At 57.0% G+C, this 26852-nt stretch carries 37 protein-coding genes; 33 read left to right on the top strand and 4 right to left on the bottom strand.

Annotation, left to right across the window (positions count from 1 at the left end; genetic code table 11):
• The first annotated feature begins 1 nt into the window (after window position 1).
• The 22 genes from rplV to DHN55_RS21865 all read left to right on the top strand — a co-directional run bounded on the left by rplV (window position 2) and on the right by DHN55_RS21865 (window position 11714).
• Entirely contained in the window at window positions 2-382 is a 381-nt protein-coding gene (rplV, locus tag DHN55_RS21970) for a 50S ribosomal protein L22 (protein ID WP_108883711.1), read from the top strand.
• Window positions 382-1101 carry a 30S ribosomal protein S3 gene (gene rpsC / locus DHN55_RS21965; RefSeq protein WP_108883710.1) on the top strand — a complete coding sequence of 240 codons (720 nt, stop codon included), beginning with the start codon at window positions 382-384 and terminating at the stop codon, window positions 1099-1101. Before rplV ends, rpsC begins: the two co-directional genes overlap by 1 nt.
• Before the next feature lie 37 nt (window positions 1102-1138).
• Complete coding sequence (gene rplP / locus DHN55_RS21960; RefSeq protein WP_108883709.1) at window positions 1139-1552, top strand: 50S ribosomal protein L16; 414 nt, start codon at window positions 1139-1141, stop codon at window positions 1550-1552.
• 31 nt (window positions 1553-1583) lie between these two features.
• Window positions 1584-1787 (top strand): 50S ribosomal protein L29, encoded by a 204-nt coding sequence (rpmC, locus tag DHN55_RS21955; RefSeq protein WP_108883708.1) that lies wholly within the window; start codon window positions 1584-1586, stop codon window positions 1785-1787.
• A 16-nt stretch (window positions 1788-1803) separates the two neighbouring features.
• On the top strand, window positions 1804-2034 hold the full coding sequence (gene rpsQ / locus DHN55_RS21950; protein ID WP_108883707.1) for a 30S ribosomal protein S17: 231 nt from the start codon (window positions 1804-1806) through the stop codon (window positions 2032-2034).
• A gap of 84 nt (window positions 2035-2118) precedes the next feature.
• On the top strand, window positions 2119-2487 hold the full coding sequence (gene rplN, locus DHN55_RS21945; protein ID WP_108883706.1) for a 50S ribosomal protein L14: 369 nt from the start codon (window positions 2119-2121) through the stop codon (window positions 2485-2487).
• 5 nt (window positions 2488-2492) lie between these two features.
• Window positions 2493-2810 carry a 50S ribosomal protein L24 gene (gene rplX / locus DHN55_RS21940; protein WP_108883736.1) on the top strand — a complete coding sequence of 106 codons (318 nt, stop codon included), beginning with the start codon at window positions 2493-2495 and terminating at the stop codon, window positions 2808-2810.
• Complete coding sequence (rplE, locus tag DHN55_RS21935; RefSeq protein ID WP_108883705.1) at window positions 2803-3381, top strand: 50S ribosomal protein L5; 579 nt, start codon at window positions 2803-2805, stop codon at window positions 3379-3381. Before rplX ends, rplE begins: the two co-directional genes overlap by 8 nt.
• A gap of 33 nt (window positions 3382-3414) precedes the next feature.
• Window positions 3415-3720 carry a 30S ribosomal protein S14 gene (rpsN, locus tag DHN55_RS21930; RefSeq protein ID WP_108883704.1) on the top strand — a complete coding sequence of 102 codons (306 nt, stop codon included), beginning with the start codon at window positions 3415-3417 and terminating at the stop codon, window positions 3718-3720.
• Between the two features lie 34 nt (window positions 3721-3754).
• A complete protein-coding gene (rpsH, locus tag DHN55_RS21925) occupies window positions 3755-4153 on the top strand; it encodes a 30S ribosomal protein S8 (protein WP_108883703.1) in 399 nt (132 codons plus the stop codon).
• 94 nt (window positions 4154-4247) lie between these two features.
• A complete protein-coding gene (gene rplF / locus DHN55_RS21920; RefSeq protein ID WP_108883702.1) occupies window positions 4248-4781 on the top strand; it encodes a 50S ribosomal protein L6 in 534 nt (177 codons plus the stop codon).
• Between the two features lie 26 nt (window positions 4782-4807).
• Window positions 4808-5170, top strand: a complete 363-nt coding sequence (gene rplR, locus DHN55_RS21915) for a 50S ribosomal protein L18 (protein ID WP_108883701.1) — start codon at window positions 4808-4810, stop codon at window positions 5168-5170.
• Window positions 5171-5200: 30 nt separating this feature from the next.
• Window positions 5201-5749 (top strand): 30S ribosomal protein S5, encoded by a 549-nt coding sequence (gene rpsE, locus DHN55_RS21910; RefSeq protein WP_108883700.1) that lies wholly within the window; start codon window positions 5201-5203, stop codon window positions 5747-5749.
• Between the two features lie 46 nt (window positions 5750-5795).
• Window positions 5796-5990: a 50S ribosomal protein L30 gene (gene rpmD / locus DHN55_RS21905; RefSeq protein ID WP_108883699.1), complete on the top strand. Its 195-nt coding sequence runs from the start codon at window positions 5796-5798 to the stop codon at window positions 5988-5990.
• Window positions 5991-6037: 47 nt separating this feature from the next.
• Window positions 6038-6529, top strand: coding sequence for a 50S ribosomal protein L15 (gene rplO / locus DHN55_RS21900; RefSeq protein ID WP_108883698.1), 492 nt, complete (start codon window positions 6038-6040; stop codon window positions 6527-6529).
• A gap of 104 nt (window positions 6530-6633) precedes the next feature.
• Window positions 6634-7965, top strand: coding sequence for a preprotein translocase subunit SecY (gene secY, locus DHN55_RS21895; RefSeq protein WP_108883697.1), 1332 nt, complete (start codon window positions 6634-6636; stop codon window positions 7963-7965).
• The gene (locus DHN55_RS21890) at window positions 7962-8534 is read left to right on the top strand and encodes an adenylate kinase (RefSeq protein ID WP_108883696.1); all 573 of its coding nucleotides are present in this window, start codon (window positions 7962-7964) and stop codon (window positions 8532-8534) included. Before secY ends, DHN55_RS21890 begins: the two co-directional genes overlap by 4 nt.
• Window positions 8535-8758: 224 nt before the next feature.
• Window positions 8759-9127, top strand: a complete 369-nt coding sequence (gene rpsM / locus DHN55_RS21885; RefSeq protein ID WP_108883695.1) for a 30S ribosomal protein S13 — start codon at window positions 8759-8761, stop codon at window positions 9125-9127.
• A gap of 29 nt (window positions 9128-9156) precedes the next feature.
• On the top strand, window positions 9157-9546 hold the full coding sequence (gene rpsK, locus DHN55_RS21880; protein ID WP_108883694.1) for a 30S ribosomal protein S11: 390 nt from the start codon (window positions 9157-9159) through the stop codon (window positions 9544-9546).
• 123 nt (window positions 9547-9669) lie between these two features.
• Window positions 9670-10686: a DNA-directed RNA polymerase subunit alpha gene (locus tag DHN55_RS21875; protein WP_108883693.1), complete on the top strand. Its 1017-nt coding sequence runs from the start codon at window positions 9670-9672 to the stop codon at window positions 10684-10686.
• A gap of 62 nt (window positions 10687-10748) precedes the next feature.
• A complete protein-coding gene (gene rplQ, locus DHN55_RS21870) occupies window positions 10749-11174 on the top strand; it encodes a 50S ribosomal protein L17 (RefSeq protein ID WP_108883692.1) in 426 nt (141 codons plus the stop codon).
• An 84-nt stretch (window positions 11175-11258) separates the two neighbouring features.
• Window positions 11259-11714, top strand: coding sequence for a hotdog domain-containing protein (locus DHN55_RS21865; RefSeq protein ID WP_108883691.1), 456 nt, complete (start codon window positions 11259-11261; stop codon window positions 11712-11714).
• 8 nt (window positions 11715-11722) lie between these two features.
• Here the strand turns inward: DHN55_RS21865 and DHN55_RS21860 are convergent, their stop codons facing one another.
• The gene (locus tag DHN55_RS21860) at window positions 11723-12925 is read right to left on the bottom strand and encodes an ornithine decarboxylase (RefSeq protein WP_108883690.1); all 1203 of its coding nucleotides are present in this window, start codon (window positions 12923-12925) and stop codon (window positions 11723-11725) included.
• Between the two features lie 136 nt (window positions 12926-13061).
• On the opposite strand from DHN55_RS21860, the gene DHN55_RS21855 reads away from it, so the two are divergent.
• From DHN55_RS21855 to DHN55_RS21835, 5 genes are all read left to right on the top strand, one after another.
• Window positions 13062-13496 (top strand): Lrp/AsnC ligand binding domain-containing protein, encoded by a 435-nt coding sequence (locus DHN55_RS21855; RefSeq protein ID WP_108883735.1) that lies wholly within the window; start codon window positions 13062-13064, stop codon window positions 13494-13496.
• 93 nt (window positions 13497-13589) lie between these two features.
• Window positions 13590-15173, top strand: a complete 1584-nt coding sequence (locus DHN55_RS21850; protein ID WP_108883689.1) for a trypsin-like peptidase domain-containing protein — start codon at window positions 13590-13592, stop codon at window positions 15171-15173.
• Window positions 15174-15271: 98 nt separating this feature from the next.
• Window positions 15272-16693, top strand: coding sequence for a Do family serine endopeptidase (locus DHN55_RS21845; protein WP_108883688.1), 1422 nt, complete (start codon window positions 15272-15274; stop codon window positions 16691-16693).
• Between the two features lie 14 nt (window positions 16694-16707).
• On the top strand, window positions 16708-18024 hold the full coding sequence (locus DHN55_RS21840; RefSeq protein ID WP_108883687.1) for an AAA family ATPase: 1317 nt from the start codon (window positions 16708-16710) through the stop codon (window positions 18022-18024).
• Window positions 18025-18136: 112 nt separating this feature from the next.
• Window positions 18137-18937 carry a DUF2189 domain-containing protein gene (locus DHN55_RS21835; RefSeq protein WP_108883686.1) on the top strand — a complete coding sequence of 267 codons (801 nt, stop codon included), beginning with the start codon at window positions 18137-18139 and terminating at the stop codon, window positions 18935-18937.
• Window positions 18938-19016: 79 nt separating this feature from the next.
• Here the strand turns inward: DHN55_RS21835 and DHN55_RS21830 are convergent, their stop codons facing one another.
• From DHN55_RS21830 to DHN55_RS21820, 3 genes are all read right to left on the bottom strand, one after another.
• Entirely contained in the window at window positions 19017-20243 is a 1227-nt protein-coding gene (locus DHN55_RS21830; RefSeq protein WP_108883685.1) for a M24 family metallopeptidase, read from the bottom strand.
• 252 nt (window positions 20244-20495) lie between these two features.
• Window positions 20496-20891 (bottom strand): DUF2852 domain-containing protein, encoded by a 396-nt coding sequence (locus DHN55_RS21825; protein ID WP_443111149.1) that lies wholly within the window; start codon window positions 20889-20891, stop codon window positions 20496-20498.
• Between the two features lie 225 nt (window positions 20892-21116).
• A complete protein-coding gene (locus DHN55_RS21820) occupies window positions 21117-21743 on the bottom strand; it encodes a WHG domain-containing protein (protein ID WP_108883683.1) in 627 nt (208 codons plus the stop codon).
• Between the two features lie 81 nt (window positions 21744-21824).
• Between DHN55_RS21820 and crcB the strand changes: the two genes are divergently transcribed.
• The 6 genes from crcB (at window position 21825) to DHN55_RS22560 (ending at window position 26850) form a co-directional block, all read left to right on the top strand.
• Entirely contained in the window at window positions 21825-22205 is a 381-nt protein-coding gene (gene crcB, locus DHN55_RS21815) for a fluoride efflux transporter CrcB (protein WP_108883682.1), read from the top strand.
• Entirely contained in the window at window positions 22202-23224 is a 1023-nt protein-coding gene (locus DHN55_RS21810; protein WP_108883681.1) for an RluA family pseudouridine synthase, read from the top strand. Before crcB ends, DHN55_RS21810 begins: the two co-directional genes overlap by 4 nt.
• Window positions 23221-23892, top strand: a complete 672-nt coding sequence (locus tag DHN55_RS21805) for an HAD-IA family hydrolase (RefSeq protein ID WP_108883680.1) — start codon at window positions 23221-23223, stop codon at window positions 23890-23892. The genes DHN55_RS21810 and DHN55_RS21805 overlap by 4 nt, the downstream gene beginning before the upstream one ends.
• A complete protein-coding gene (locus DHN55_RS21800; protein ID WP_108883679.1) occupies window positions 23889-24641 on the top strand; it encodes an ATP12 family protein in 753 nt (250 codons plus the stop codon). The genes DHN55_RS21805 and DHN55_RS21800 overlap by 4 nt, the downstream gene beginning before the upstream one ends.
• 107 nt (window positions 24642-24748) lie before the next feature.
• Entirely contained in the window at window positions 24749-26281 is a 1533-nt protein-coding gene (locus DHN55_RS21795) for a carboxyl transferase domain-containing protein (protein ID WP_108883678.1), read from the top strand.
• 308 nt (window positions 26282-26589) lie between these two features.
• Window positions 26590-26850, top strand: a complete 261-nt coding sequence (locus tag DHN55_RS22560; RefSeq protein WP_337660664.1) for a hypothetical protein — start codon at window positions 26590-26592, stop codon at window positions 26848-26850.
• The last annotated feature ends 2 nt before the right edge of the window (window positions 26851-26852 follow it).

Genomic DNA, 26852 nt, shown 5'->3' with positions numbered 1-26852 from the left:
GATGGGTAAAGCATCCAGAGCACGCGTCCTTCCGGACAACGAAGCAAAGGCCGTAACGCGCAACCTGCGTGTCAGCCCGCGCAAGCTGAACGATATTGCCACGATCATTCGCGGCAAGAAGGTCGAAGCCGCACTGGCAGATCTCACCTTCTCGCGCCGCCGGATTGCCGGCGATGTGAAGAAGACGCTGGAATCGGCCATTGCGAACGCTGAAAACAATCATGATCTCGATATCAACGAGCTCATTGTGTCGGAAGCCTATGTTGGAAAGAAGATGGTCATGAAGCGCTTCAAGCCACGTGCCCGTGGCCGCGTTGGCAAGATCGAGAAATTCTTCAGTGAAATCACGATTATCGTGCGCCAGGTCGAGGAGGCCGTCTGATGGGTCAGAAAGTCAATCCGATTGGTTTCCGCCTCGGTATCAACCGTACCTGGGACAGCCGCTGGTTCGCTGATGGAACCGAATACGCCAAGCTCCTGCACGAAGATTTCCGCATTCGCGAATATCTGCGTGAGAAGCTGAAACAGGCCGGTATCTCGCGCATCATCATCGAGCGTCCGCACAAGAAGTGCCGCGTGACGATCTATTCGGCTCGCCCCGGTGTGGTCATTGGCAAGAAGGGTGCGGACATCGAAAAGCTGCGCCGTGATGTGTCTGCCATGACCGACAGCGAAGTTCACCTCAACATTGTTGAAGTGCGCAAGCCTGAAATCGACGCCAACCTGGTCGCCGACAATATCGCGCAGCAGCTTGAGCGCCGTATCGCATTCCGCCGGGCCATGAAACGCGCGGTGCAGTCTGCCATGCGCATGGGCGCCGAAGGCATTCGTATTACCTGTTCAGGCCGTCTCGGCGGCGCTGAAATCGCTCGTACCGAGTGGTATCGCGAAGGCCGTGTGCCGCTTCACACACTGCGTGCCGATGTCGATTACGGTGTTGCGACCGCACACACCGCTTACGGCACCAACGGCATCAAGGTCTGGATCTTCAAGGGCGAAATCCTTGAGCATGACCCGATGGCGCAGGACAAGCGGATTCAGGCAATGCAGGAAGGCGGGGGACCACGCCCGCGCCGCGACCGCGACGACGCGCGTCGTTAGAACCGAAGATTAATTGGATTAAGCAGGAAACAGTACAATGCTGCAGCCAAAACGCACAAAGTTCCGCAAGGCACACAAAGGCCGCATCAGCGGTGTTGCCAAGGGCGGATATGAGTTGAACTTCGGCACCTTTGGCCTGAAGGCCCAGGAACCTGCCCGCGTGACCGCGCGCCAGATCGAAGCGGCACGTCGCGCCATGACCCGTCACATGAAACGTGCCGGTCGTGTCTGGATCCGGATTTTTCCTGACCTGCCGGTTTCAAAGAAGCCTACCGAAGTCCGCATGGGTAAGGGTAAAGGCTCCGTAGAATACTGGTGCGCGCGGGTTCATCCGGGCCGCATAATGTTTGAAGTTGATGGTGTATCGCGCGAAATCGCGCAGGAAGCCATGACGCTGGCTGCAGCGAAGCTGCCTATCAAGACGCGGTTTGTTGCGCGCCTTGGTGAGTGAAGCGTTAAGCGATTGGATTTGAGGTAAGGCCATGAAAGCCAGTGAAGTGACACAGATGACCGACGACCAGCTCAAGGATGAGCTGCTCAAGCTGAAGAAGGAGCAGTTCAACCTGCGCTTCCAGAAGGCGTCGGGTCAGATCGACAATACCGCGCGGGTTCGCCAGGTGCGCCGCGACATTGCCCGCATCAAGACGGCACAGCGTTCACGCGCTGTCGCTGCACCAGCGAATTGATTGGAGTTTCGAGCCCATGCCCAAACGTATTCTACAGGGTGTCGTGGTAAGCGACAAAAACGACAAGACCATCGTGGTTCGTGTCGAACGCCGTTTCACCCACCCGATGATGAAAAAGACCGTGCGCCGTACCAAGAAGTACCATGCACATGATGAAGCAAACTCTGCAAAGACAGGGGACATCGTTCGTATCGAAGAATGTCGTCCGATGTCGCGCAGCAAGACCTGGGCGCTTGTCGTCGAATAGGTCTGACAACAGAATTTGAACGTGCTGCTGCGCCGCTGATCAGAACGACAGGGCGAACGGGCATCAAGAACAACGGATGAAGCCATGATCCAGGTAGAAACAAATCTCGACGTCGCCGACAATTCCGGCGCTCGCCGCGTCCAGTGCATCAAGGTACTGGGCGGTTCGAAGCGTAAATATGCGCGCGTCGGCGATATCATCGTCGTATCCATCAAGGATGCCATTCCGCGCGGCCGCGTCAAGAAGGGCGCCGTGATGAAGGCGGTCGTCGTCCGCACCGCGAAAGATATCCAGCGTGGTGATGGCTCTGCAATTCGTTTTGACCGCAACGCCGCTGTGTTGATCAACAACCAGGGTGAGCCGGTTGGAACCCGTATTTTCGGTCCCGTTCCCCGTGAACTGCGTGGCCGCAACCACATGAAGATTATTTCGCTTGCACCGGAGGTGCTGTGATGGCTGTGAAACTGAAATTGAAAAAGGGTGATCGCGTGATCGTGGTCGCCGGCAAGGACAAGGGCAAGTCCGGTGACGTGCTCAAGATCTTTCCGAAGGAAAATCGTGCCGTTGTAAGCGGTGTGAATGTTGCACGTAAACACCAGAAGCAGACCGGTGCTCAAGAAGGTGGCATCGTCAGCAAGGAGTTGTCCATCCATGTGTCCAATCTGGCGCACATTGATCCGAAGGACGGCAAGGCAACACGCGTCGGGTTCAAGGTTCTCGACGACGGTAAGAAAGTCCGGGTCGCCAGGCGCTCCGGGGAGGTGATCGATGGCTGATGTATATGTACCACGCCTGCGCAAGCTCTATGACGACGAGATTCGCGCAAAGCTGATCGAACAGTTCGGCTATACAAACCCGATGCAGGTGCCGAAGCTCGACAAGGTCGTGCTGAACATGGGTGTCGGAGATGCCGTTGGCGATTCCAAGCTGGTCAAGGTGGCCGCCGAAGAATTGACCAAGATCGCCGGTCAGAAAGTCACCGTCACCAAGGCCCGCAAGTCGATCGCGACATTCAAGTTGCGTGAAGGCATGGACATTGGTGTGAAGGTTACCCTGCGCAAGCAGCAGATGTACGAATTTCTGGACCGCTACATCAATATCGCACTGCCGCGCGTTCGTGACTTTCGTGGTCTTTCAGACCAGAGCTTTGACGGCCGCGGCAATTATGCAACCGGCCTGAAAGAGCACATCGTGTTCCCGGAAATCGATTACGACAAAATCGACCGCATGTGGGGACTGGACATCGTAATTTGCACGACAGCAAACACCAACGACGAAGCTCGGGCGTTGCTGGCGGCATTCAACTTCCCGTTCCGTATACGCCAGGGTCAGCAGGCTGCGGCGTAGGACAACGAGAAGAACAAGGAAACGGAAGAACTCATGGCAAAGAAAAGTGCAATTGAGAAGAACAACCGCCGCAAGCGTCTGGTGAAGCAGTATGCCGGCAAACGCGCGCAGCTTCGTGCTATCGCCAACGACAAGTCGCTGCCGATGGAAGAGCGTTTTGCGGCACGCCTGAAGCTGGCTGAATTGCCTCGCAACTCCGCCGCCATCCGGGTGCGCAACCGTTGTGAAGTGTCCGGTCGTCCGCGCGGGTATTATCGCAAGATGGCCATGTCTCGAATTGCATTGCGTGATCTGGCCAACCAGGGGTTGATCCCCGGTGTGGTCAAGTCGAGCTGGTAACGGCACGCCAAGGTTCTAGAGGAAAGAGCAAAAAATGAACGTCACGGATCCAATCGGCGATATGTTGACCCGCATCCGCAATGCGCAGCAGCGTGGCAAGTCCAAAGTGGCAAGCCCGTCATCGCGTCTGCGTGAGCGTGTGCTGGAAGTATTGCAGTCTGAAGGTTACATTCGCGGATTCGCAGTAACCGAGCGCACAACCGGCCAGGCAGAGCTTGAAGTCGAGCTGAAGTATTTTGACGGTGAGCCGGGCATTCGCGAAATCAAGCGCGTATCCAAGCCGGGCCGTCGCGTATATGCATCTGTCGGCGAGTTGCCGACGATCTATAACGGCCTCGGTGTGGCGATCATGTCCACGTCAAAGGGTGTCATGTCTGACAGCCAGGCACGTGAAAATAATGTTGGTGGCGAGGTTCTCTGCACGGTCTTTTAAGGCTGCAGGCGATACACGCTATTTGTTGTTGTTTCTGTTGATGCCCATTGGGGGCAGGTGACAGTTGAATTAAGGATCGGAGGCAAGGAAGCCCATGTCTCGTATTGGTAAAAAACCGGTACCGGTGCCAAGTGGTGTAACCGTTACCCTTGAGGGCCAGACCATCACGGTCAAGGGACCCAAGGGTGAGATGCAAACTCAGTTGGTTGACCTGGTCAGTGTCAAGCATGAGAACGACGAGATCAGTGTATCTCCCGTTGACCAGACCAAGCCGGCGCGCTCTGCGTGGGGCCTGTCTCGTACCTTGATCGCGAACCTGATCACCGGTGTAACGGACGGGTTCACCAAGACGCTCGAAATCAACGGTGTTGGTTATCGTGCCGCGCTCCAGGGTCAGGGCCTGCAACTCAATCTGGGTTACAGCCATGATGTGGTTTACGCGATCCCGCAGGGCATCGACATCAAGGTGCCGAAACCGACGGAAATCGTCGTGTCGGGTATCGACAAGCAGCGTGTCGGCCAGGTTGCTGCCGAAATACGGGCATGGCGTCCGCCGGAGCCTTACAAGGGTAAAGGCGTCAAGTACGCCGATGAGACGATCTTCCGCAAGGAAGGCAAGAAGAAGTAACGGTTGAGCTGAAGGGCTTTAAGACAATGTCTGGAAAACTGACGATTAGTGAGCGCCGCAAGCAGCGCGTCCGCCGGGAACTGAAGGCCAACAACAATGGCCGTCCGCGTCTCAGCGTGACCCGGTCACACAAGAACATCTCGGTGCAGGTCATCGACGATGTGAAGGGTGTAACCGTTGCCGCTGCCTCAACGCTTGAGAAGGACCTGCGCGGGTCTTTGAAAACCGGAGCTGATTCGGCCGCGGCAGCGGCTGTCGGCAAGCTGGTTGCCGAACGGGCAAAGAAGGCGGGCGTGGAAGCGGTTGTTTTCGACCGTGGCGGATATCTTTATCATGGCCGGGTCAAGACCCTGGCTGACGCAGCCCGCGAAGGCGGTCTGAAGTTCTAACAATTTTGACTGAGAAGCAGGTATATTTACATGGCTAGAGAACGCGAACGCCGGGACCGGGATCAGGACAATGAGTTTGTCGACAAGCTCGTCCACATCAACCGTGTCGCCAAGGTTGTTAAGGGTGGCCGCAGGTTCGGCTTTGCCGCTCTCGTTGTTGTTGGAGACCAGAAGGGCCGTGTCGGCTTTGGTCACGGCAAGGCGCGAGAGGTACCTGAGGCAATCCGCAAGGCTACCGAAAGCGCCAAACGCGAGATGATCCGTGTTCCGCTGCGCGAAGGCCGGACCCTGCATCACGATGTCGCCGGTCGCCACGGCGCCGGTCGTGTCGTGCTTCGTTCGGCACCTGCCGGTACCGGTATCATCGCCGGCGGCCCGATGCGTGCTGTTTTCGAAAGTGTTGGCATGCAGGACGTTGTTGCAAAATCAATCGGAACCTCGAACCCGTACAACATGGTTCGCGCAACTTTTGATGCGCTCAAGCACGAGACCAGCCCGCGTTCGGTTGCTGCACGTCGCGGCAAGAAGGTGTCTGATATCATTTCACGCCGTAAGGATGGCGAGATCTCAGCAGATTGATCCGGCGGAGCTGCGCCGACTTATAAATGGTTGATTGAGGAATATCATGGCCAAGGATAAAAAGACCGTCACTGTCCAGCAGATTGGATCACCGCTTCGCCGTCCGGGTGATCAGCGCGCCACTCTTGTTGGCCTGGGTCTCAACAAGATGAACCGCCAGCGCACTCTGGAAGACACGCCGGCTGTTCGCGGCATGATTGCCAAGGTTGCACACCTTGTTCGCGTTGTGGACAGTCAGTAAAGACTTTTCGCACACGCGATCAAACACAGAATAGAGAAGCAAAGACAATGAAGCTCAACGAAATTGCAGACAATCCGGGCGCCCGCAAAGAGCGCACACGTGTTGGCCGTGGTATTGGCTCCGGCAAGGGCAAGACCGCGGGTCGTGGCCACAAGGGTCAGGGATCGCGCGCAGGTGGGCCAAAGTTCGGCTTTGAAGGCGGTCAGATGCCGATCTACCGGCGGTTGCCCAAGCGCGGCTTTACCAAGCCGAACCGGTTGTCGTTCAATGAAGTCAATCTGAGCCGCCTTCAGGCTGCGGTTGATGCCAAGAAACTTGATATCAAAAAGCCTGTCGACCTGGCGGCACTGATTGCTGCCGGTGTTGTGTCGAAGCCGCTTGATGGTGTCCGCGTTCTCGGCAAGGGTGAACTCAAGGCCAAGCTCGATCTGCATGTCAACCACGCTACCAAATCTGCAGCTGCGGCTGTTGAAAAGGCCGGTGGTAAGGTGAACTTGATCGAAGAAAAGCCGGTGGTGGAAGAAAAAGCCAAGGCCTGACCTCGCAAAACGGGCCTTTGTGATAACTTGGTGCTTGTGATCAAGCGGTTGCGTGCCGATATTGATCACCAACACTGGTCAGGTACACGGATAAGGAATCCCGAATGGCATCCGCTGTTGAGCAACTTGCAGCAAATCTGAGCTTCGCATCTTTCGCAAAAGCAGAAGACCTCAAGAAACGTATCTGGTTCACACTGGCAGCCCTGGTGGTATACCGGCTGGGTACCTATATTCCGATCCCCGGTGTCGATGCCAATGAGCTTGCGCGCCTTGTGCAGCAGAACTCTTCCGGTATTCTCGGCTGGATCAACGGCTTGGCCGGTGGTGCGCTTGGCCGCATGGCGATTTTCGCCCTCAATATCATGCCTTACATTTCGGCCTCGATCATCATCCAGCTGATGACCACCGTCAGTCCTCATCTTGAGCAACTCAAGAAGGAAGGCGAGCAGGGCCGCAAGAAAATCAACCAGTATACCCGCTACGGAACCGTCATTCTGGCGGCGTTGCAGGCCTATGGTATAGCTGTCGGCCTCGAAAGCCAGGGAAATGCAGTGATTGATCCTGGCTGGTATTTCCGGATTTCCGCGGTTATTACCCTGACCGGCGGCACCGTGTTCCTGATGTGGCTGGGTGAACAGATCACGGCTCGCGGTATCGGCAACGGTATTTCGCTGATCATCTTTGCCGGCATTATCGCCGGACTGCCGTCAGCCATTGCAGCCATTCTTGAACTTGGCCGCACCGGCCAGATGTCGACATTCCTGATTATCGGCATCATCATTCTTGCCCTGGTGACCATTGCCGTGATCGTGTTCATGGAGCGGGCGCAGCGCAGGTTGCTGGTCAAGTATCCCAAGCGCCAGGTCGGCAACCAGATCCAGAATGTTGACCCGTCCCATCTGCCGCTGAAACTGAACACTGCAGGTGTTATCCCGCCGATCTTTGCATCTTCGTTGCTGTTGTTGCCGATCACGGTGTCGAATTTCAGCCAGGGCAGTGGTCCTGACTGGCTCAACACCATCAATGCGCTGTTGGGTCGTGGTCAGCCATTGTTCCTTGCGATTTATATTGGCCTGATCATCTTTTTCGCGTTCTTCTATACCGCGATCATGTTCAATCCGAAGGAAACAGCCGATAACCTGAAAAAGTATGGCGGGTTCATACCGGGAATCCGGCCGGGTGAGCGCACAGCGGAATATATTGACTATGTATTGACCCGAATAACGGTGGTTGGTGCGCTGTACCTGGCGGCGGTTTGTCTGCTGCCGGAGATACTGACTTCATATGCGGCCATACCGTTCTATTTCGGCGGCACGTCTTTGCTGATCATCGTGTCCGTTACAATGGATACCGTGTCTCAGGTACAGTCGCATTTGCTGGCCCAGCAGTATGAGGGCTTGATGAAGAAGACCAAGCTCAGGGGATCGCGCAAGTGAACATAATCCTTCTCGGCCCTCCAGGCGCCGGCAAGGGTACGCAGGCGCAGCGTATCGAGGCCGGCAAGAACATGAAGCAATTGTCCACCGGTGACATGCTGCGCGCCGCTATTGCTGCGGGCACGCCGATCGGCCTGAAAGCCAAGGATACAATGGCCCGTGGCGAACTGGTGCCGGATGACATCGTGGTCGGCATTATCTCGGACCGCATTGAAGATGCTGATTGCGCGGCCGGATTTATCCTCGACGGGTTTCCACGCAATGTGTCGCAGGCCGAAGCCCTGGACGTCATGTTGGCGGAGAAGGGGCTGGAGCTTGACGCCGTTGTGGAGATTAAGGTCAACGACGGAATATTGATCAACCGCATTGAAAAACGTGCGGCTGAAACGGAAGGCGGCCCGCGGGCCGACGACAATGCAGAGGCGCTGAAAAAACGGCTTGATGTTTATCATGCACAGACGGCGCCGCTGATCGAGTATTACGCAACGAAAGGTACGTTGCGCAGTGTTGATGGCATGGCGGATATGGACGAAGTTGCCCGTCAGATCATGGAGGTGTTGAACGGGTAGGGGTCGTAAGCAATCGGATAGCGGTTAAATGGTTGACGTGCCGGGGAATCCGGCATAGAAACTGCGCCAATCCGGTTGCTGACAGGCTGACCGCAAGTAGCACTATGCCTGCTTGGGGTGAGCCTTGTTGCCGTTAGGCATCAACAATCCGTTTTTTGGTTCAGTTTTGGTGCTGGCACTTCTGACAATATGTCAGGCCAGACCGTATGCAGGAGAATAGCGTCTTGGCCCGTATAGCAGGCGTCAACATTCCGACGAACAAGCGCGTAGTGATCGCGCTGCAGTATATTCACGGCATCGGCGCGAATTACGCGAAGCAGATCTGTGAAACCGTGAACATCGCGTCAGAGCGCCGTGTCAACGAATTGACGGATGCGGAAGTGATCCAGATCCGTGAAGCCATCGACCGCGACTACATGGTTGAGGGCGATTTGCGTCGTGAAACAGCAATGAACATCAAGCGCCTGATGGACCTTGGCTGCTACCGTGGCTTGCGCCATCGTCGTGGCTTGCCGGTTCGCGGTCAGCGCACTCACACAAATGCCCGCACCCGCAAGGGACCCGCCAAGGCGATTGCAGGCAAGAAGAAGTAACCAGTTTCTTTCTCGGAAAGCATTTTTAGATGGCTAAAGAACCAACACGTACGCGCCGTAAGGAACGTAAGAACATCTCCTCAGGTGTTGCCCACGTGAATTCCACGTTCAACAACACCATGATCACCATCACCGATGTACAGGGCAATGCTATTGCCTGGTCGTCGGCCGGCAAGATGAAGTTCAAGGGTTCACGCAAATCCACGCCTTATGCAGCACAGGTCGCTGCGGAGCAGGCCGGCGAGATTGCAATGGAACACGGCATGAAGACTATTGAGGTCGAGGTCTGCGGACCGGGCTCAGGCCGTGAGTCAGCGCTTCGCGCGCTGCAGGCGGTTGGTCTTCAGGTGACATCGATCCGCGACGTTACGCCTATTCCGCACAATGGCGTTCGTCCACCCAAGCGTCGCCGCGTATAGGGCAACCAGAACTTGGGCAAATCAGCTGGATGGCCAGCCCGGTTTGCCGACACAATATGAATTCAGGGGTCTTGGTCCGATCCGCGGACACCAGATACCCACAACTGCACAGAGGTCGACACCGTGAACACTAAGAACTGGCAAGATCTTATCAAGCCGATAAAGCTGGACGTGAATGCCGGCCGTGACCGCCGTCGTACAGCGACACTGGTTGCAGAACCGCTTGAACGTGGTTTTGGCATGACGCTCGGCAACAGCCTGCGCCGTGTACTGCTGTCGTCATTGCAAGGCGCGGCAGTAACATCGGTCCAGATTGATGGCGTGCTGCATGAGTTTTCCTCCATCGCCGGCGTGCGTGAGGACGTGACCGATATCGTGCTGAACATCAAGGAAATCGCTGTCGGCATGCAGGGCGAAGGTCCCAAGCGCCTGACATTGCGCAAGCAGGGTCCGGGCGCTGTTACCGCAGGCGATATCGAGGAAAGCGGTGACATCACGATCCTGAACCCGACCCTGCCGATCTGCACGCTCGATGACGGCGCAGAAGTGCGCATGGAGTTCACTGTCAACACGGGCAAGGGCTATGCTGCTGCAGAGCGCAACCGCCCGGAAGACGCTCCGATCGGCCTCATCCCGGTCGACAGCCTGTACAGCCCGGTAAAGCGCGTGTCCTACAAGGTTGAGAACACCCGTGAAGGCCAGGTGCTGGATTATGACAAGCTGATCATGACCATCGAAACCGATGGTTCCATGACGCCGGAAGATGCCGTGGCCTATTCGGCCCGTATCCTCCAGGATCAGCTGCAGGTGTTCATCAACTTCGAAGAGCCCCAGCAGATTGTCACCGAGGAAGAAAAGCCGGAGCTGGAGTTCAACGCAGCCCTGCTTAAGAAGGTCGATGAGCTGGAACTGTCTGTTCGCTCGGCAAACTGCCTGAAGAACGACAACATCGTTTACATCGGTGACCTGATCCAGAAGACGGAAGGCGAAATGCTGCGCACTCCGAACTTCGGCCGCAAGTCACTGAACGAGATCAAGGAAGTGCTGGCTCAGATGGGCCTGCATCTCGGCATGGATATCGAGAACTGGCCGCCTGAGAACATCGAGGAACTGGCGAAAAAGTTCGAGACTCACTACTGATTGAAATTCATCGGTGACAGCCGCGAGGCTGCCCCGCAGGTAAGTATCCAAGGAGAAGGCCAATGCGCCACGGAAAGAGCGGACGCAAGCTCAACCGCACAAGCTCGCATCGCAAGGCAATGTTTGCCAATATGGCGGCTGCGCTGATCAAGCATGAGCAGATTGTCACAACTCTGCCCAAGGCCAAGGACTTGCGGCCGATCGCTGAAAAGCTGATTACGCTTGCCAAGCGTGGTGACGTGCATGCACGCCGTCAGGCCATGTCGAAAGTGCGCGACGAAGACCAGGTCAAGAAGTTGTTTGACGTCCTGGGCGCTCGCTATGGCGAACGCAATGGCGGATATACACGCGTTCTGAAAGCCGGTTTCCGCTATGGTGACAGCGCGCCGATGGCAGTGATCGAACTTGTCGACCGTGACCCGGCGGCCAAGGGGCTGGATTCAGGTCCAACCCAGGATGCTGACGAAGGCGAAGCTGAAGCGGCATAATCGTCTTACCCGCATTGAAAAGTTTCAGGCGGTTCCTGCGGGAGCCGCCTTTTCTTTTTGCCGGCTATGAAGCAACATGACCGGATGAACGGCCTTTCACCAAAAACAGCAGACTATGCACAACGGGTTGCGGACAGCTTTGCCCGCCAGGCAGCCTTGGCAACAATGGGGGTCAGGCTGGTTTCTGTTGAACCTGGAATGGTTGTCATGGAAATGGCTCATGATGACCGCTTCACCCAGCAGCACGGGTTCATTCATGCAGGCGTTACAACCACGGTCCTGGATACGGCCTGCGGTTATGCCGCCTTTTCGCTGATGCCTGAAGATGCCGGTGTGCTGACTGTTGAGCTGAAGACCAGCCTGCTTGCGCCGGCAGCAGGGCAGACATTCATGTTTGAAGGCAGGGTCATCAAGCCCGGACGAACGATCACGTTCTGCGAAGGTGAGGCGTTCGCGCTGAATAACGGTTCGCGCAAGCGCATTGCCACCCTGTCCGCAACGATGATGACAGTGCTGGGGCGTGACGACGTCAAGAGTTAGCGGCGGTATCAGCCGGTATAGGCAGTTTCAACCGTAACCTGTGACACGGAACCATATCCGTTGAAGCTCGTCGCGGTCGCCATGCCATAGGCACCAATGCCGGCAAACTCGATGATGTCGGATTCGCGAATATCTGACGGCAGGGTGAGCGTAACCGGAAGGACATCGAGCGGATCGCATGTAGGTCCGAATACCGCAAACGATCGTTGATCTGTAGCAACAACGACCTGTCCGTTGCGCAGCACCCGGTAGAACGGCAGCAGGTCAGGCACCTGGGTGACTTCCAGCAGGCCGCCGTAAATTCCGTCGTTCAAAAACAGGTCGCCCGTTCGTTCACGCACCAGCTTGACGCTGGTGAGAAGGGAAAAGGCCGGCGCTGCAATGCTGCGTCCGGGTTCGCATTCAAGTTCGGGCCGATTGTTGCCGAAGACGCTCGAGACGCTGTGCTGGATGGTTTGGAAGTAGGTCGCCAGGTCCGGGCCTGCACTGGCGGAATAGCGGGCCGGAAAACCGCCGCCCACGTTCAGCCGTGTAAGTACAATGCCTGCGTCTCTTGCAATTCGCCCGGCTGCTTCAATGTGACTGCACCAGACCTGCGGGTCTGTGCACTGCGAACCGGGATGGAACGTGAGCAGGGGGGAAAAACCACACTGAGCCGCATGCTTCATCAGCCCGGCCGCGGTTTTTTCGTCAACGCCGAACTTGCCTGAGAAATCATGCGCCGATGCGCCATGTGAGGATAGGCAAAACCGGATGGCAATTTCCGCTCCACCTGCCGGACCGATCGTTTGGGAAATTTTGGTGATCTCTTCATGGCTGTCGGCGGCAAACCTCCGGCAGCCGAACGCATGCCACGCGGTTGCAATCTCACCACGCGATTTAACCGGGTTGTGATAATGCAGTTTGGCGCCCGGGCAACTCCGGGCGATCGTCTCCATTTCCATTGTGGAGGCGACGTCGAACACGCCGATGCCTGCCCTGGCCAGCACCTGCATGACCTGCGGACACGGGTTTGCCTTGACGGCATAAGCGACTTCGCCTGGAAATCCCTGGATGAACAGGTTTGCCCGCGCTGTCAGAGTGGCCGGTGAAAAACACAGTACCGGGGCTTCGCAGTCCAGGTTTGCTGCAGCGTCCAGGCTGTCACGGTAAAATTTCGCAGGCGCGGCAACTGAAGGTCTGATGCGGGATGTTTGCAGCGCTAATACCATCTCGAGCTCCTGGACCTGTTTGATTCGGCGTTACATAAGATGATGAGGCCATGCGGGAGCGATAAACAGACGCACTTTTTTCGTCATTTGCCATATATTTCGTCGAAATGCCGTATTCAGGCATAGAATGACGATTATGCGAGTGACCGAGAAAGACGAAGAGCTGATTGCTCTGCTGCAAACCAATGCCAGGATGCCGGTTTCGGAACTGGCCCGAAGGCTTGGCGTGTCCCGCACTACAATTCAGGACAGGCTCAGGCGCCTGGAGATCAGTGGGGTCATTGCCGGATATGGCGTCAGGCTCGCCAGCCAGGGAACGGCAGAAGGTATTCTGGCGCATGTTGAGCTGTCCGTGGAGCCACGTATGAATGCGGATGTTGTCCGCGCGCTTGTGCGCATGCCGCAGGTTGAAACTCTGCATACGGTATCCGGGAAGTTTGACCTGATCGCACAGATAAGGGCGTTGACCACGGACCATATAGACAAGGTGCTTGACCAGATAGGCATCCTCGAAGGCGTTACCCGCACTGAGTCTGCTATCATCCTTTCAACAAAACTGGATCGACGGTAAACTTAGCGTGCAATTGGTTGACAGGGATGTGCCATAATCGCCAATTGTTGGTTGAGGGGTAAGGCGTTCGCAAGATGAAAGGCATGCCTTGCCATGGATGAGCAACTGCAAAACGCGACAGAACCTGTCGCAACCTTCGACCATCTGACCGGTGGCGACGAAGGTGTTCAAGCGACATTGCATGGCGAGACACTTGATGTCTATCTGCGGGCCAACAAACGTATTCACATAGCGCCGGCGCGATCAGGATCCGAAGGCGGGCAGGAAATTGCCCGTCTCCATCTTGCTGCGGGATCCTATGAAATTGAGGCGCGCGGAGATCATCCATTGTGGGTCAATGGAAAACTTGTTTCATCACACCTTCTGCAAAGCGCGGACGTAATAGAATTCGGCGATAGTGGGCCAATGTCTCAGTTCTGCCTGTGCGGGGGCGAAGAAAAGCCCCGCAAGGTGGTTTCGGAAATCCTGTCGGATGCGGTGGCCTATCTCCGCACCAGCCGACAGCCTGTGTTCACCAGAATTTGCCGGGCGCTGATAAGCATGTTCAGACGTTTTGCCGGGCAGACCACGGTCCTGTTTCGAGTCGGTGTGATTGCTGCGCTCACCAGTCTGGGATTGCTGCTCTACCAGCAATACAAGATCAATGTGATGCTGCAGAGCGACCTTGCCCGCGAGCGCGCCAACATCGAGAAGTTTGCCGAGTCTCTGGCGCAGGCCCGCGAACAGGCGTTGACACCCCAGGACCTGAACACGCTCCGCGACCGGATCGATGAAACCCTGACCGCTAATACCGGTCGGCTCGAGGTGTTGGAAAAATCCCGCAAGGCAAGTGCGCGAGCGATAGCCGCCGCAATACCGTCGGTCATGTTCCTGCAAGGCTCCTACGCATTCAGGGAAACATCGACAGGCCGGTTTCTGCGCTACATTGTCGGGCCGAACGGTAAGCCGGTCGTGGATGCACGCGGCAATCCCCGTCTGACACTGGATGGTGAAGGAACGATTGCCGAAAAACGCTATACCGGAACCGGTTTCGTGCTCGCAGAAGGCGGCAGGATAGTCACCAACCGGCATGTTGCGTTGCCGTGGGAAAGTGATGCCAACCTAGGTGCTTTCGGGGGACGGGGACTGCAGCCGGAGTTCACTCGCTTTGTCGCGTACATGCCGGGCAGGGTTGAAGCATTGCCGGTCGAATTGGTCCGCGCCAGTGATGATGCCGACGTTGCCGTGTTGAAGTTTACCGGCGCGTCGCCTGAAGTAGCAGGCCTTGAGCTGTCCTCCATCAAACTCACGTCGGGCGACAACGTTATCGTGATGGGCTATCCGACCGGGCTCAGGGCCATGCTTGCCCAGGCCGGCAAGGCGTTCGTCATGAAGATCCGTGAAGCCGGCGAAACCAATTTCTGGAAAGTCGCGGAACGCTTGTCGGAGAGTTCGTTCATCCAGCCACTGGCAAGCCAGGGAATCGTGGCGAAAGTCACTGCGGCCACGATTGTCTATGACGCAGATACCGCCAAGGGCGGCAGCGGCGGACCGGTCATGGACAGCAATGGCCGGGTAGTCGGCGTAAATGCTGCGATCCTGCCTGAATATGGCGGTTCAAACATCGGCGTACCGCTGGAAAAACTACAGCAATTGCTGCAGTTGATCGAAGCCGGGAAAACCGCCTCTGCCGGATAACAAATACAGACAAGTTGCCGGGAATGGTTGGCCAATTGTTGCGGTCTTGATAGGGTGCGCCAACAATTCGTCTCTATGCAATCAAGGATTCTCCGATCATGCAGTTTGTCCGCCAAGTGTTGTTTTATGCAGCAATTGCCCTGGTGCCGGTAATGTTGGCATTGGGACCCGCCAGTGCTCAGCAGGTACCGGCGTCACGTGGCGACATTGCCATGTCATTTTCGCCGGTGGTGAAGACCACCGCGCCGAGTGTGGTCAACGTCTATGCCAAGCGCATCGTGAAAACCCAGGGCCGCCGCCAGCCTTTTGGGGCTGATCCGTTTTTCCGCCGGTTTTTCGGTGATGAACTGTTTGGCGGCAGACCGCGCAGGCGGGCCCAGAATTCACTGGGCTCCGGCGTGATCGTGGATGCGTCCGGCATTGTCGTCACAAACAACCATGTCATCAAGAACGGAACCGAAATCCGCGTCGTCCTGTCCGACAAGCGGGAATTTGACGCCGAGCTCATCTTGACCGATGAGCGTACCGACCTGGCCGTGCTGCGCATCAAACCGGATGGCGAACCGCTCGTTCCTCTGTCCCTGGGTGATTCCGATGCGCTGGAAGTGGGCGATCTCGTCCTTGCCATTGGCAATCCGTTCGGTGTCGGCCAGACAGTTACAAGCGGTATCGTCTCGGCATTGGCGCGAACCCGTGTCGGCGTATCGTCGTATCAGTTTTTCATACAGACCGACGCGGCCATCAACCCGGGCAATTCCGGGGGTGCGCTGGTGGACATGAACGGTCGGTTGATCGGTATCAACACCGCCATTTTTTCACGCTCCGGCGGCTCCAATGGCATCGGTTTCGCTATTCCCGTCAACATGGTGCGCTCCGTCATAGAGCAGTCACTGAGCGGCGCCACCAAGGTCACACGGCCCTGGGTCGGGGCCGATCTGCAGAATGTGACAAGCGACCTGGCATCTGCCTTGGGGCTCAACCGCCCGCGCGGTGCGCTGGTTTCACAATTGCACCCCGACAGCCCGCTTAAAAAGGCCGGCATCAAACGCGGCGATGTGTTGTTGCGCCTGGCCGGCAAGCGGATCGAGAATGCTCAGGAATTCAGTTTCCGATTTGCGACCTTGCCTGTTGGTGAGGAGTCCCGGGTGGTCTTCAGCCGCAAGTCAAAACGGTTCAAGGCTGATGTTTCACTGACGCCCGCGCCGGAAGACCCGCCACGCAACACCACTGTCATCAAGGGCAGGTCACCGTTTACCGGCCTGCAGGTGGTCAATATATCACCTGCAGTCGCTGAAGAGCTTGGCTTGCCGTCTTCCGTGGAGGGCGTGGCGGTCTCCGGTGTCAAAAGGTCGCTGGCGCGTCGTTTCGGGTTCAAGAAGGGCGATGTCATCGTCGAGCTCAATGAGCGCAAACTTGGTTCCGTGTCGGATCTGCGCAAGATTCTAAGACGGCGGGACGGATACTGGGATGTGGCCATCCTGCGCAAGGGCAAGCTCATTCGCCGCGAGTTTGGCGGTTAAGGAGAAGCCGGCCAATGGCATCGCTGTTTGACGCTGCGGGACTGGAAGCATCTGCACCGCGTCCACTTGCCGACAGGTTGCGGCCGAAGTCTCTGGCCGAGGTGCAGGGACAGGACCACCTGACCGGTGAGGCTGGGCTGATTTCGCGGATGATCTCTTCCGGCCGGATCAGCTCCATGATCCTGTGGGGGCCGCCCGGAACCGGCAAGACCACGATTGCTCGCCTGCTGGCCGGAGAGGCCGACCTTCACTTTGAGCAAATATCGGCCATCCACTCAGGTGTGGCGGACCTCAAGAAAGTGTTCGAGGCATCGCGCCTGCGCCGCACGGACAAGGGGCAGGGCACCTTGCTGTTCGTGGACGAGATCCACCGCTTCAACAAGGCGCAGCAGGACAGTTTCCTGCCCTGGATGGAGGACGGCACCATAACATTGGTCGGCGCTACCACCGAAAATCCGTCTTTCGAGCTGAATGCCGCGGTGCTGTCGCGCGCAAAGGTCCTGACCCTCAACCGGCTCGACAGCGCAGCCATGGCGGGTTTGCTGACGCGGGCTGAGGAGCTGGAGGGCAGGTCGTTACCCGTAACCGGGGAAGCCCGTGAGCAATTGTTCGCTATGGCCGATGGCGACGGACGTTATTTTCTCAATCTTGTCGAGGACTTGTTTGCCGTTGTTGATGCGGGCTCGGACGCGTTGGATGCAGCCGGGTTGGCAGAGACCATCCAGCGGCGCGTCCCGGTTTACGACAAGGGCCAGGACGGGCATTACAATCTTATTTCGGCGCTGCACAAGTCGATCCGCGGATCTGACCCGGATGCGGCCCTGTACTGGCTGGCGCGCATGCTGGTCGCCGGAGAGGATCCCTTATTCATTTGCCGGCGTCTGGTGCGCATGGCCAATGAGGATATCGGCCTGGCCGATCCGCAGGCGGTCGTGCAGGCGCTTGCAGCCAAGGACGTCTATGATTTTCTCGGCTCACCGGAAGGCGAGTTGGGCCTGGCGCAGGCAGCGGTTTATCTGGCGACGGCACCCAAGTCTATCGGGGTTTACACTGCCTACAAGCAGGTGATGCGGCGGGCGAAGGAAACCGGGTCGGTAATGCCGCCGAAAATCATCCTCAATGCGCCGACCAAGATGATGAAAGAGCAGGAGTACGGATCAGGCTACAAATACGATCCCGACCAGCCTGACGGATTTTCCGGCCAAAATTACTTTCCGGACGAAATGGGCAGGCAAACCTTCTATGATCCGCCCGACAAAGGCTTTGAGCGGGAGATCCGCAAACGGCTTGACTGGTGGGCGTCATTGCGTGCCCAACGCGGCGAGAAATGATGCCGGACGACCCGTAGCGCTGAATTGATCCAGATCATTTCGTTCGTTGCGCAAGGTAGCCACTATGCCTGAAGACCCGGAAAAGGGCTTTTGGCAGGGGAGGAAAGTTTCTATGGTGAAGCAACCACAGGTAAAACCGGCATCTGCCGGCACAATGCCGGTTGTTCGGCGCATTGGACTGGCAGATATCCGCGCGGCATTCGTTGCCGGTGTGGGCGATTTTTTCCGGGCGCCGCTGTTTGGCCTGTTCTTTGGTGGCTTCTATGCCTTGGGCGGGTTGCTGGTTGTGGCCCTCATTGCCCGGCTGGACATGCATTACATGATCTATCCATTGGCTATCGGATTTCCCCTCGTGGGCCCGTTCGTTGCCGTTGGTATTTATGAAGTAAGCCGCTGCCTGCAGGACGGACGCCCGCTGACCTGGTCAGGTGTTCTGACCACAGTGTGGCGGCAGAAGGGGCGGGAGTTGTCCATTATGGCCTTCGTCACCCTGTTCATCATGTGGATGTGGATGTATCAGGTTCGCCTGCTGGTGGCGCTGTTCCTCGGATTCAGGTCATTTTCGACTTTGGACGGCTTCATCCACACAGTCCTGAACACTGGCGACGGGCTGCGTTTCCTGGCTGCAGGACACATCGTTGGCGGCATTCTTTACACCGTGCTGTTCTCCGTGACTGTCGTGTCAATCCCGCTGCTGCTGGACAGGGAGGTGGATTTCGTCACGGCCATAATCACAAGCATCAAGGCAGTGTTGACCAACCCGTTTGCCATGATGGTGTGGGGACTTGTTGTGCTGGTCCTGACGGCACTTGCCCTGGTACCGGCATTCCTCGGCCTGTTCATCATCCTGCCGGTACTGGGCCATGCCACCTGGCATCTGTATCTGAGAGTGGTGGAGCCTGCCAGCAACTGACAGGCCCCAACGCCGTTTTCCCCCGGTTCCACCCGTACGGCTCCACTTCCCCCCAAAAACTGATCGCCCGTTCGGTTGATCAGTTCTGTGCGGTAATGATGTTATGCTCCGGACCGTACGGAAAACCGGTGATGTTTTCCGCACTGCTTTTGCCAACCACCAAAATGTCATGTTCACGGTAACCGCCGGCGCCGGGTTTTCCTTCCGGCACGGTGAGCATCGGTTCCATTGAAACCACCATGCCCGGCTCAAGCACCGTGTCGATATCTTCACGCAGTTCAAGGCCTGCCTCGCGACCGTAGTAGTGCGACAGGACACCGAACGAATGGCCATATCCGAACGTCCGGTACTGCAGGACATCATGGTCTTCGAAGTAGCTGTTGATCTCTGATGTGATGGCAGAACAGCTTGCACCCGGCCTGATCAGCGATATGCCCAGTTCATGCGCTCCGACATTGATTTCCCACAGTTTTCGCTCTGCTTTTGACGGTTCGCCGATGAATAGCGTGCGTTCCAGTGCGGTGTAGTATCCGGAGATCATCGGGAACGTGTTGAGCGAAAGAATATCGCCGCGTTCCAGCTTGCGCGTGGTGACCGGGTTGTGTGCGCCATCGGTGTTGATGCCGGACTGGAACCATACCCAGCTGTCGCGGATCTCACTGTCCGGATGACGCTCGGCAATCGCTGTCTCCATGGCATTACGCCCGGCCATGGCGATGTCAATCTCGCGCGCGCCGATCTGAACTGCATCCCGAATGGCTTCACCGCCAATATCGGCGACCTTCGCACCAGACTTGATCAGCCTGATTTCCTCAGGCGACTTCACCATGCGCTGCGCCATGGTGGCCTTGCCGATGTCGCACATGTCGGGTGCGCCCAGGGTTGCGGTTGCCTGGTCGCGCATGGCGAGGGTCAGGTGATCGGCTTCTATGCCGAGCCGGCCAGGTTCACCTATCAGTTCTTGTATGGCGCGCCAGTAGTTGCCGCGTTGCCAGTCTGTGTAGGTGACATTGTCGCCGAACGACCGGCGCCACGGCTGGCCGGCATCGATGTTGGCGGAAACCGTCGTGCACGCGTCATGGGTCACGACACACGCGTAAGGACGGCCAAAACTGCAATACAGGAAGCCGGAATAATAGGCGACGTTATGCATTGAGGTCAGCAGCACCGCAGGCAGGTCCAAGCGCGTCATGATCCTGCGCAACCGGTTCAAGCGGCGCTCATACTCTTTTGCAGTGAAAGGAAGTTTTGCCTTCTCGCCATTGTGAAAACGAAAAGCATCTGGACGGGTAATTCTTTGCAACATGACAAATCTCCAACAAGCCGTTCTCCAGGCCGGTTGGGGATTACCCATAGAAATGCCCGGAGAAAACTCATCCGGGCGTTCAGGATGCCATGAGGGTCTGATCGTTCAACCCTGGTCGGGGATCTGTGCAGCGACGCCATCGCTGCCCCGACCTGGCAGTGCTAGTAGCACAATTGGGTTTTGTGTCAAACTCCATAAAGCAAACCCCGGCGCATGAGGCCGGGGTTGTCGTTCATTGCGGTAACCGATGCGTCAGGCGGCAGGCTTGTCGCCTTCGTCCTTGGCATCTGTTTCTGGTGCGTCTTCAACATCGGTTGCTTCAGCGCGTTTGGTCCGGTCAGCCATGAACTGGTCGAATTCGGATTTGTCACGTGCATGGCGAAGTTTCTCAAGGAAGGCCTGAAACTCCTCGTGTTCTTCCTGAAGACGGTTGAGGGTCTCTTCGCGATAGTCGTCAAAGGCGCGATTTCCGGAACTTGGAAAACCGCCGCGGTACCAACGGCCGGGGCCGCCTTTGCCCATGCCAAATCCGGTTGCGTTAAAGGCCGCGACCTTGCCCTTGTTTTTGCATCTCATGCGTCCGCTCCAAATCATGTATCCAAGTATTGCCAATCCGAGTGGCCAAAAGACCACGAAACTGACCACCATCAGTGCTATCCATGCACCCATGCCATAGTGGTCCAAGCGTTCAACGAGTGTATTCATGTCTCGCCTCTGTGTTTATGTAAATGTTATTAACATTCACATATGTGAGCATTGTTTGTGTTGGAGTCAAGACAGTCTGGGAAATTTAATGAAAGACCTGACGGGACACTGAACCGGGCTCACATATGTCCTGTCTGCAGGACGAGTTGATGGCTGCAATTCCGTCGATTAAATCGTCAGACCAAGGCCGCGCAGGTAAACCAGCATATGAGACTCAAGCAGTTCCTCTGCTGAAATCGGTTGCTTGAATGCGGCCCCGTCGCCGCGGCCGAACAGGGACGCGATCCCGTGGCTGACTGCCCAGACATGCAGTGACACCATCAGCACCGGCGGGCGTTGTCCCTCAGGCGCCGTGGCAATGAGGGCGGCAACTGCCACCTTCAGGGTCTCGAACGCCTCATCCGCGGCGGTGCGCAATTCCGGATAGGTCGATACATTCAGTCCGCTTTCGAACATGGCCGAATAATAGGCAGGCTCCTTGCGGGCAAATGCCAGGTAGGCATTGCCGGTCCGCTTGAATGCGGTCGCTGCGTCCGGCTTGCCGTCATTCCATGCTTTACCGAGGGCGCTGGAAAATGCCCGGTAACCTTGCCCGGCCACATCTGCCACCAGCGCTTCGCGGTCCTTGTAGTGCCGGTAAGGTGCCGCCGGGCTGACGCCGGCATGGCGCGCCGCTTCAGCGAATGTGAACCCGCCGGTGCCCTTGGATCCGATCAGGTCCAGGGCAGCGTCAATCAGCGCCTTGCGCAGATTGCCGTGGTGATAGCTGTCGCGCGGTTTCTTGTGCCAATTCATGTGAAGGGTTTTTACATGGACACTGTATGCCGTCCAGAGGATTGTTGCGGTTATGGTTGCGCGTGAGTATACCTCGCTGCCATGACAATGTTTCTTTATGCAGCTCTGGGCGGAGCAATTGGTGCTGCCGCGCGCTACGGTGTGAATATCACAACACCGAAGCTTATTGGCCATGGCTTCCCGTGGGGCACGATGATCGTCAACATCACCGGTTCATTCATGATGGGACTGCTCATTGCCGTGATGGCGCTGGCCTGGACCACAAGTCAGGAAATGCGTGTGTTTTTGACAACCGGCATCCTGGGCGGGTTCACCACGTTTTCGGCTTTTTCGCTTGATTTTGCGACGCTTTATGAGCGCAAGGAGTACGGCATGGCATTCGGATATGCCGGTGGATCTGTTGTGTTGTCGCTGCTGGCGGTGTTCGCCGGACTGTACCTGGCGAGAGCGGTGTTGCAATGAGTGGTGTCAAACAGATTTCCGTCAAGGGAGACGAGGACGGCATGCGGCTGGACCGCTGGTTCAAGGTGCATTTCCCGCAGGTCTCCCATGGCCGGTTGTCCAAGTTGCTGCGCACCGGCCAGGTACGCGTGGACGGCGGTCGGGTGAAAGCCAACGAACGGCTTTTGCCCGGTCAGACAATCCGCGTGCCACCGATAAACCTCGACGCTGCAGCCAACCAGGATGGCCCGGCAAAACCCAAGCCTTTGAGTGCTCATGACAAGGCCTTGTTCCACTCGCTTGTGTTGTTTGAAGACAAGCATCTCTACGTACTGAACAAACCGTCCGGCCTTGCGGTGCAGGGCGGTTCACGCACCACCAGGCATATTGACGGATTGCTGCAGGGCATGGCTGCAGAACTCTACGACCGGCCCCGGCTGGTGCATCGGCTCGACCGCGACACTTCCGGTGTTCTGGTGATCGCCAAGACCCGGTCAATGGCAACTGCCCTGGGCAAGCTGTTTCAGACCCGTTCAGTCAGGAAAATTTACTGGGCGCTGGTGTCAGGTGTGCCGAGGCCGGAGCAGGGCGTGATCGACAAACCGCTGGTAAAGGCGGGCGGTCCCGGTGAAGAGAAGGTGCAGATTGCGAAAAACATGAAACAGGACGGCGCCCAAAAGGCCATGACCCATTATGCGGTCATCGACAAGGCCCCGCCGTCGGTGGCCTGGGTGTCACTGAAACCGGTGACCGGCCGCCAGCATCAGCTGCGTGTCCACATGCAGATGATCGACCATCCGATCATCGGTGATCCGAAATACGGCTCTCTTGAACATGACGGCAGTGGTGAAGAAAAAGACGAAGGCTTTGCGCACAAGTTGCATCTGCATGCCCGAAGGGTGACGTTTCCCCATCCAAAGGGCGGGACAGTGGATGTAACCGCACCTGTACCGGGCCATATGAGAGAGAGCATGGTCACCTGCGGGTTTGATCCGGAACAATATGACGTGCCCGAGGCGGGCGAGGAATACGACACGTGAAGCTGATTATCTTTGACTGTGACGGCACGCTGGTCGATAGCCAGCACAATATCGTGCGATCCATGCAGTTTGCGTTCGAACGCGAGGAGTTGCCTTGGCCGGGGCGTGAGGCAACCTTGTCAATCGTCGGCCTGTCGCTGCCGCAAGTCATGCAGGTCCTGTTTCCTGAAGGCGATGCCCGACAACACGAGCGACTGACCGAAGGCTACAAGAACGCCTTTCAGTACCTGCGTGCCACCGAGGCCCACAAGGAGCCGCTGTATGACGGATGCCGTGAAGTTCTGGACCGGTATCACGCCATGGATGATGTCATTATGGCGATTGCCACCGGCAAGTCCCAGCGTGGCGTGAGGGCCATGATTGATCGTGAAGGCCTGCAGGGCTACTTCTCCTCCATCCAAACCGCAGACGATGCCCCGTCCAAGCCTCATCCTGCCATGATTCACCAGGCGATATCCGAGACCGGTGCGCAGGTTGATAACACCGTCATGATCGGCGACACCACTTACGACATGACCATGGCCCGCAATGCCGGTGTCGGCGCTATCGGAGTTTCGTGGGGCTATCACCCGGTTGATGATCTGATGTCATCCGGAGCACATGATATATTGCATGAATACAATCAGTTGGAAGCATCGATTAACGGCTATCTGGACAGTGATGCATGACCGAAACCGAGGATGAACGTGCCAGGCGACTGCTGACGGCCCGGATCGATCGCAATCTGCCGAAACGCTTCTACAAACAGGTGGCGGTAGGGGAAACCGATGCCGGCTTTGACATCCGGCTCGATGGTCGCATCGTGAAGACACCGCTGAAACGCGCTTTTGCGGTGCCGTCGCGTGACATGGCCGGTGCCATTGCCTCCGAATGGGAGGCTCAGGAAACTTACATAGACCCGTCCACCATGATCATCACCCGACTGGCAAACACGGCTGTCGACCGGGTGCGCGATGATGAAGCCCGCATTGTTGCCGAGTTGACGGACTTCGCAGCCAGCGACCTGGTCTGTTATCGCGCCGGTACGCCTGACCCGCTGGTCGTCCGCCAGGCCATGCTCTGGGACCCGGTACTCGACTGGGTAAAAGCAACCCACAATGTACAGTTTATCTGTGTTGAGGGTATCGTGCATCACACGCAGCCAGACACCGCGCTTGCGACTGTGTCAAAAGTACTGGGCGCAGAGGATGAATTCAGGCTGACCGCCATTCACAACATTACGACGCTCACCGGATCGACTCTGATTGCCATGATGACTGCGTCCGGCGCCTTGTCGGCTGAAGCAGCCTGGGCCGCCGCCCATGCCGATGAAGACTGGCAGATTGAACAATGGGGCGGCGACGAAGAAGCCGAGGCCCGCCGCGCCGTCCGCAAACTGGATTTCGACGCAACAATGCAGTTCATGGGCATGTGTTGAAAGCCGCATTGATCCGGTTGTTCATCGTCAAAGGTACAACTTGCCTTGCTGCGGGCAAGTGATAGAACATCTTACAACATTCGCCGTTCAGGGCAGGGGATTTTGACATGCAGGATATTCTCAACCAACTTCAGGAGCGCCGGGATGTGGCTCGGCTTGGCGGCGGCGAACGTCGTATTGAGGCACAGCACAAGCGCGGCAAGCTGACGGCTCGTGAGCGCATTGACCTGCTGCTGGACGAAGGTTCGTTCGAGGAATTCGACATGTTTGTCGAACACCGCTGCTCAGATTTCGGCATGCAGGACCAGAAAATTCCCGGCGACGGCGTTGTAACGGGATGGGGCACGGTCAATGGCCGCACTGTGTACCTGTTCGCGAAGGATTTTACGGTGTTCGGCGGGTCCCTGTCAGAAGCTCACGCCAGGAAAATAACCAAGATACAGGATATGGCGCTGCAGAACCGGGCGCCCATCATTGGCCTGTTTGATGCAGGCGGCGCACGCATCCAGGAAGGCGTGGCTGCGCTTGGAGGCTACGGTGAAGTGTTCCAGCGCAACGTGCTTGCGTCCGGTGTCATCCCGCAGATTTCAGTTATCATGGGCCCGTGTGCCGGGGGCGATGTGTATTCACCTGCGATGACCGACTTCATATTCATGGTGAAGGACACCAGCTACATGTTTGTCACTGGCCCGGACGTGGTGAAGACCGTGACCAATGAAACCGTGACGGCCGAAGATCTGGGTGGGGCATCCGTGCACGCGGTCAAATCTTCAGTTGCCGACAAGGGCTATGAAAATGATGTCGAGGCCCTGTTGCAGATGCGCAGGCTGATTGACTTTCTGCCGGCATCCAACACCGAAGATGCGCCCGATGTGCCGACGGACGATGACGGCGAGCGGCTGGACAAGTCACTCGATACCCTGATCCCGGCAAATCCCAACCAGCCTTATGACATCAAGGAACTGATCCACAAGACAGTGGACGAAGGAGACTTTTTCGAAATTCAGGAAGCCCACGCAAAGAACATCGTCGTAGGCTTTGCCCGTGTCGAGGGTCACACTGTGGGCATCATCGCGAATCAGCCAATGGTGCTGGCAGGTGTGCTGGACAGTGATGCCAGCCGCAAGGCTGCGCGCTTTGTCCGCTTCTGCGACTGCTTCAACATCCCGCTGGTGACATTCGTGGACGTGCCGGGTTTCCTGCCGGGAACCGCGCAGGAATATGGCGGCCTGATCAAACACGGTGCAAAGCTGTTGTTTGCCTATGCCGAGGCTACGGTGCCGAAAGTCACTGTTATTACGCGTAAGGCCTATGGCGGTGCCTATGACGTGATGAGTTCGAAGCACATTCGCGGCGATGTGAACTATGCCTGGCCGACCGCGGAAATTGCCGTAATGGGCCCAAAAGGCGCCGCGGAGATCATTTATCGCTCGGAACTGGCCGATAAGGACAAGATCGCCCAGCGCACGAAAGACTATGAGGATCGCTTCGCCAATCCGTTTGTGGCGGCGGAACGCGGCTATATCGATGAAGTCATCATGCCCAATGCCACCCGCCGTCGCATATCACGAGCCTTGAACATGCTGCGCAACAAGCAGGTCGAAAACCCCTGGAAGAAGCATGACAACATTCCACTGTGAGTTGTGGTTGGTCCAATCGCTGCCGTTACGCGACCTGATGCATAAAAGCCACACTTGCAAAAAATCTGCATGGCTGACTGAACTTTGATTTGACCCGCGTCGCGCGACAATGGTCTCATCGGGTCAGCGGACGGCGCTGATTCAAACATGGGGCATGATTCGAGATGACGGTTCAGAAGGTTTTTCGAAGGGCATTTACAGGGTTGTTTATAGCCGCTGCGGCTGTTGCTGTCAGTCTGCCGACTGTGGCTGTTCAACCGGCAAACGCCGCTTCGATTTACGACTCCGGCTTTGAACGCAAAATCAAGATGACCAAAAGCCAGCGGAGCAAGGTGCGGCGCATCATGCGCAAGTCCGACCGCCGCTTTAGAAAGATTTTCCGGAAGTACGGCATTCGCAGGTCCGCAACTCCGAAAATGTCGCTGCTGATGAAGGCCAGCGGCCCGCTGCAGTCGGCTGCGCGCGACGAACGCAATGCACTGGCCAAGGTATTCACGCCAACGCAGTTGCAGCAATACGACAAGATCATGCGCAAGACGGAAGACAAGATCGTCCGCGCGGCGAAGTAGCA

It is taken from the genome of Anderseniella sp. Alg231-50 (assembly GCF_900149695.1).
Classification (GTDB): Bacteria; Pseudomonadota; Alphaproteobacteria; order Rhizobiales; family Aestuariivirgaceae; genus Anderseniella.
The sequence above is the reverse complement of the archived record's forward strand: the minus strand, read 5'-3'. Positions and strand labels throughout refer to the sequence as shown.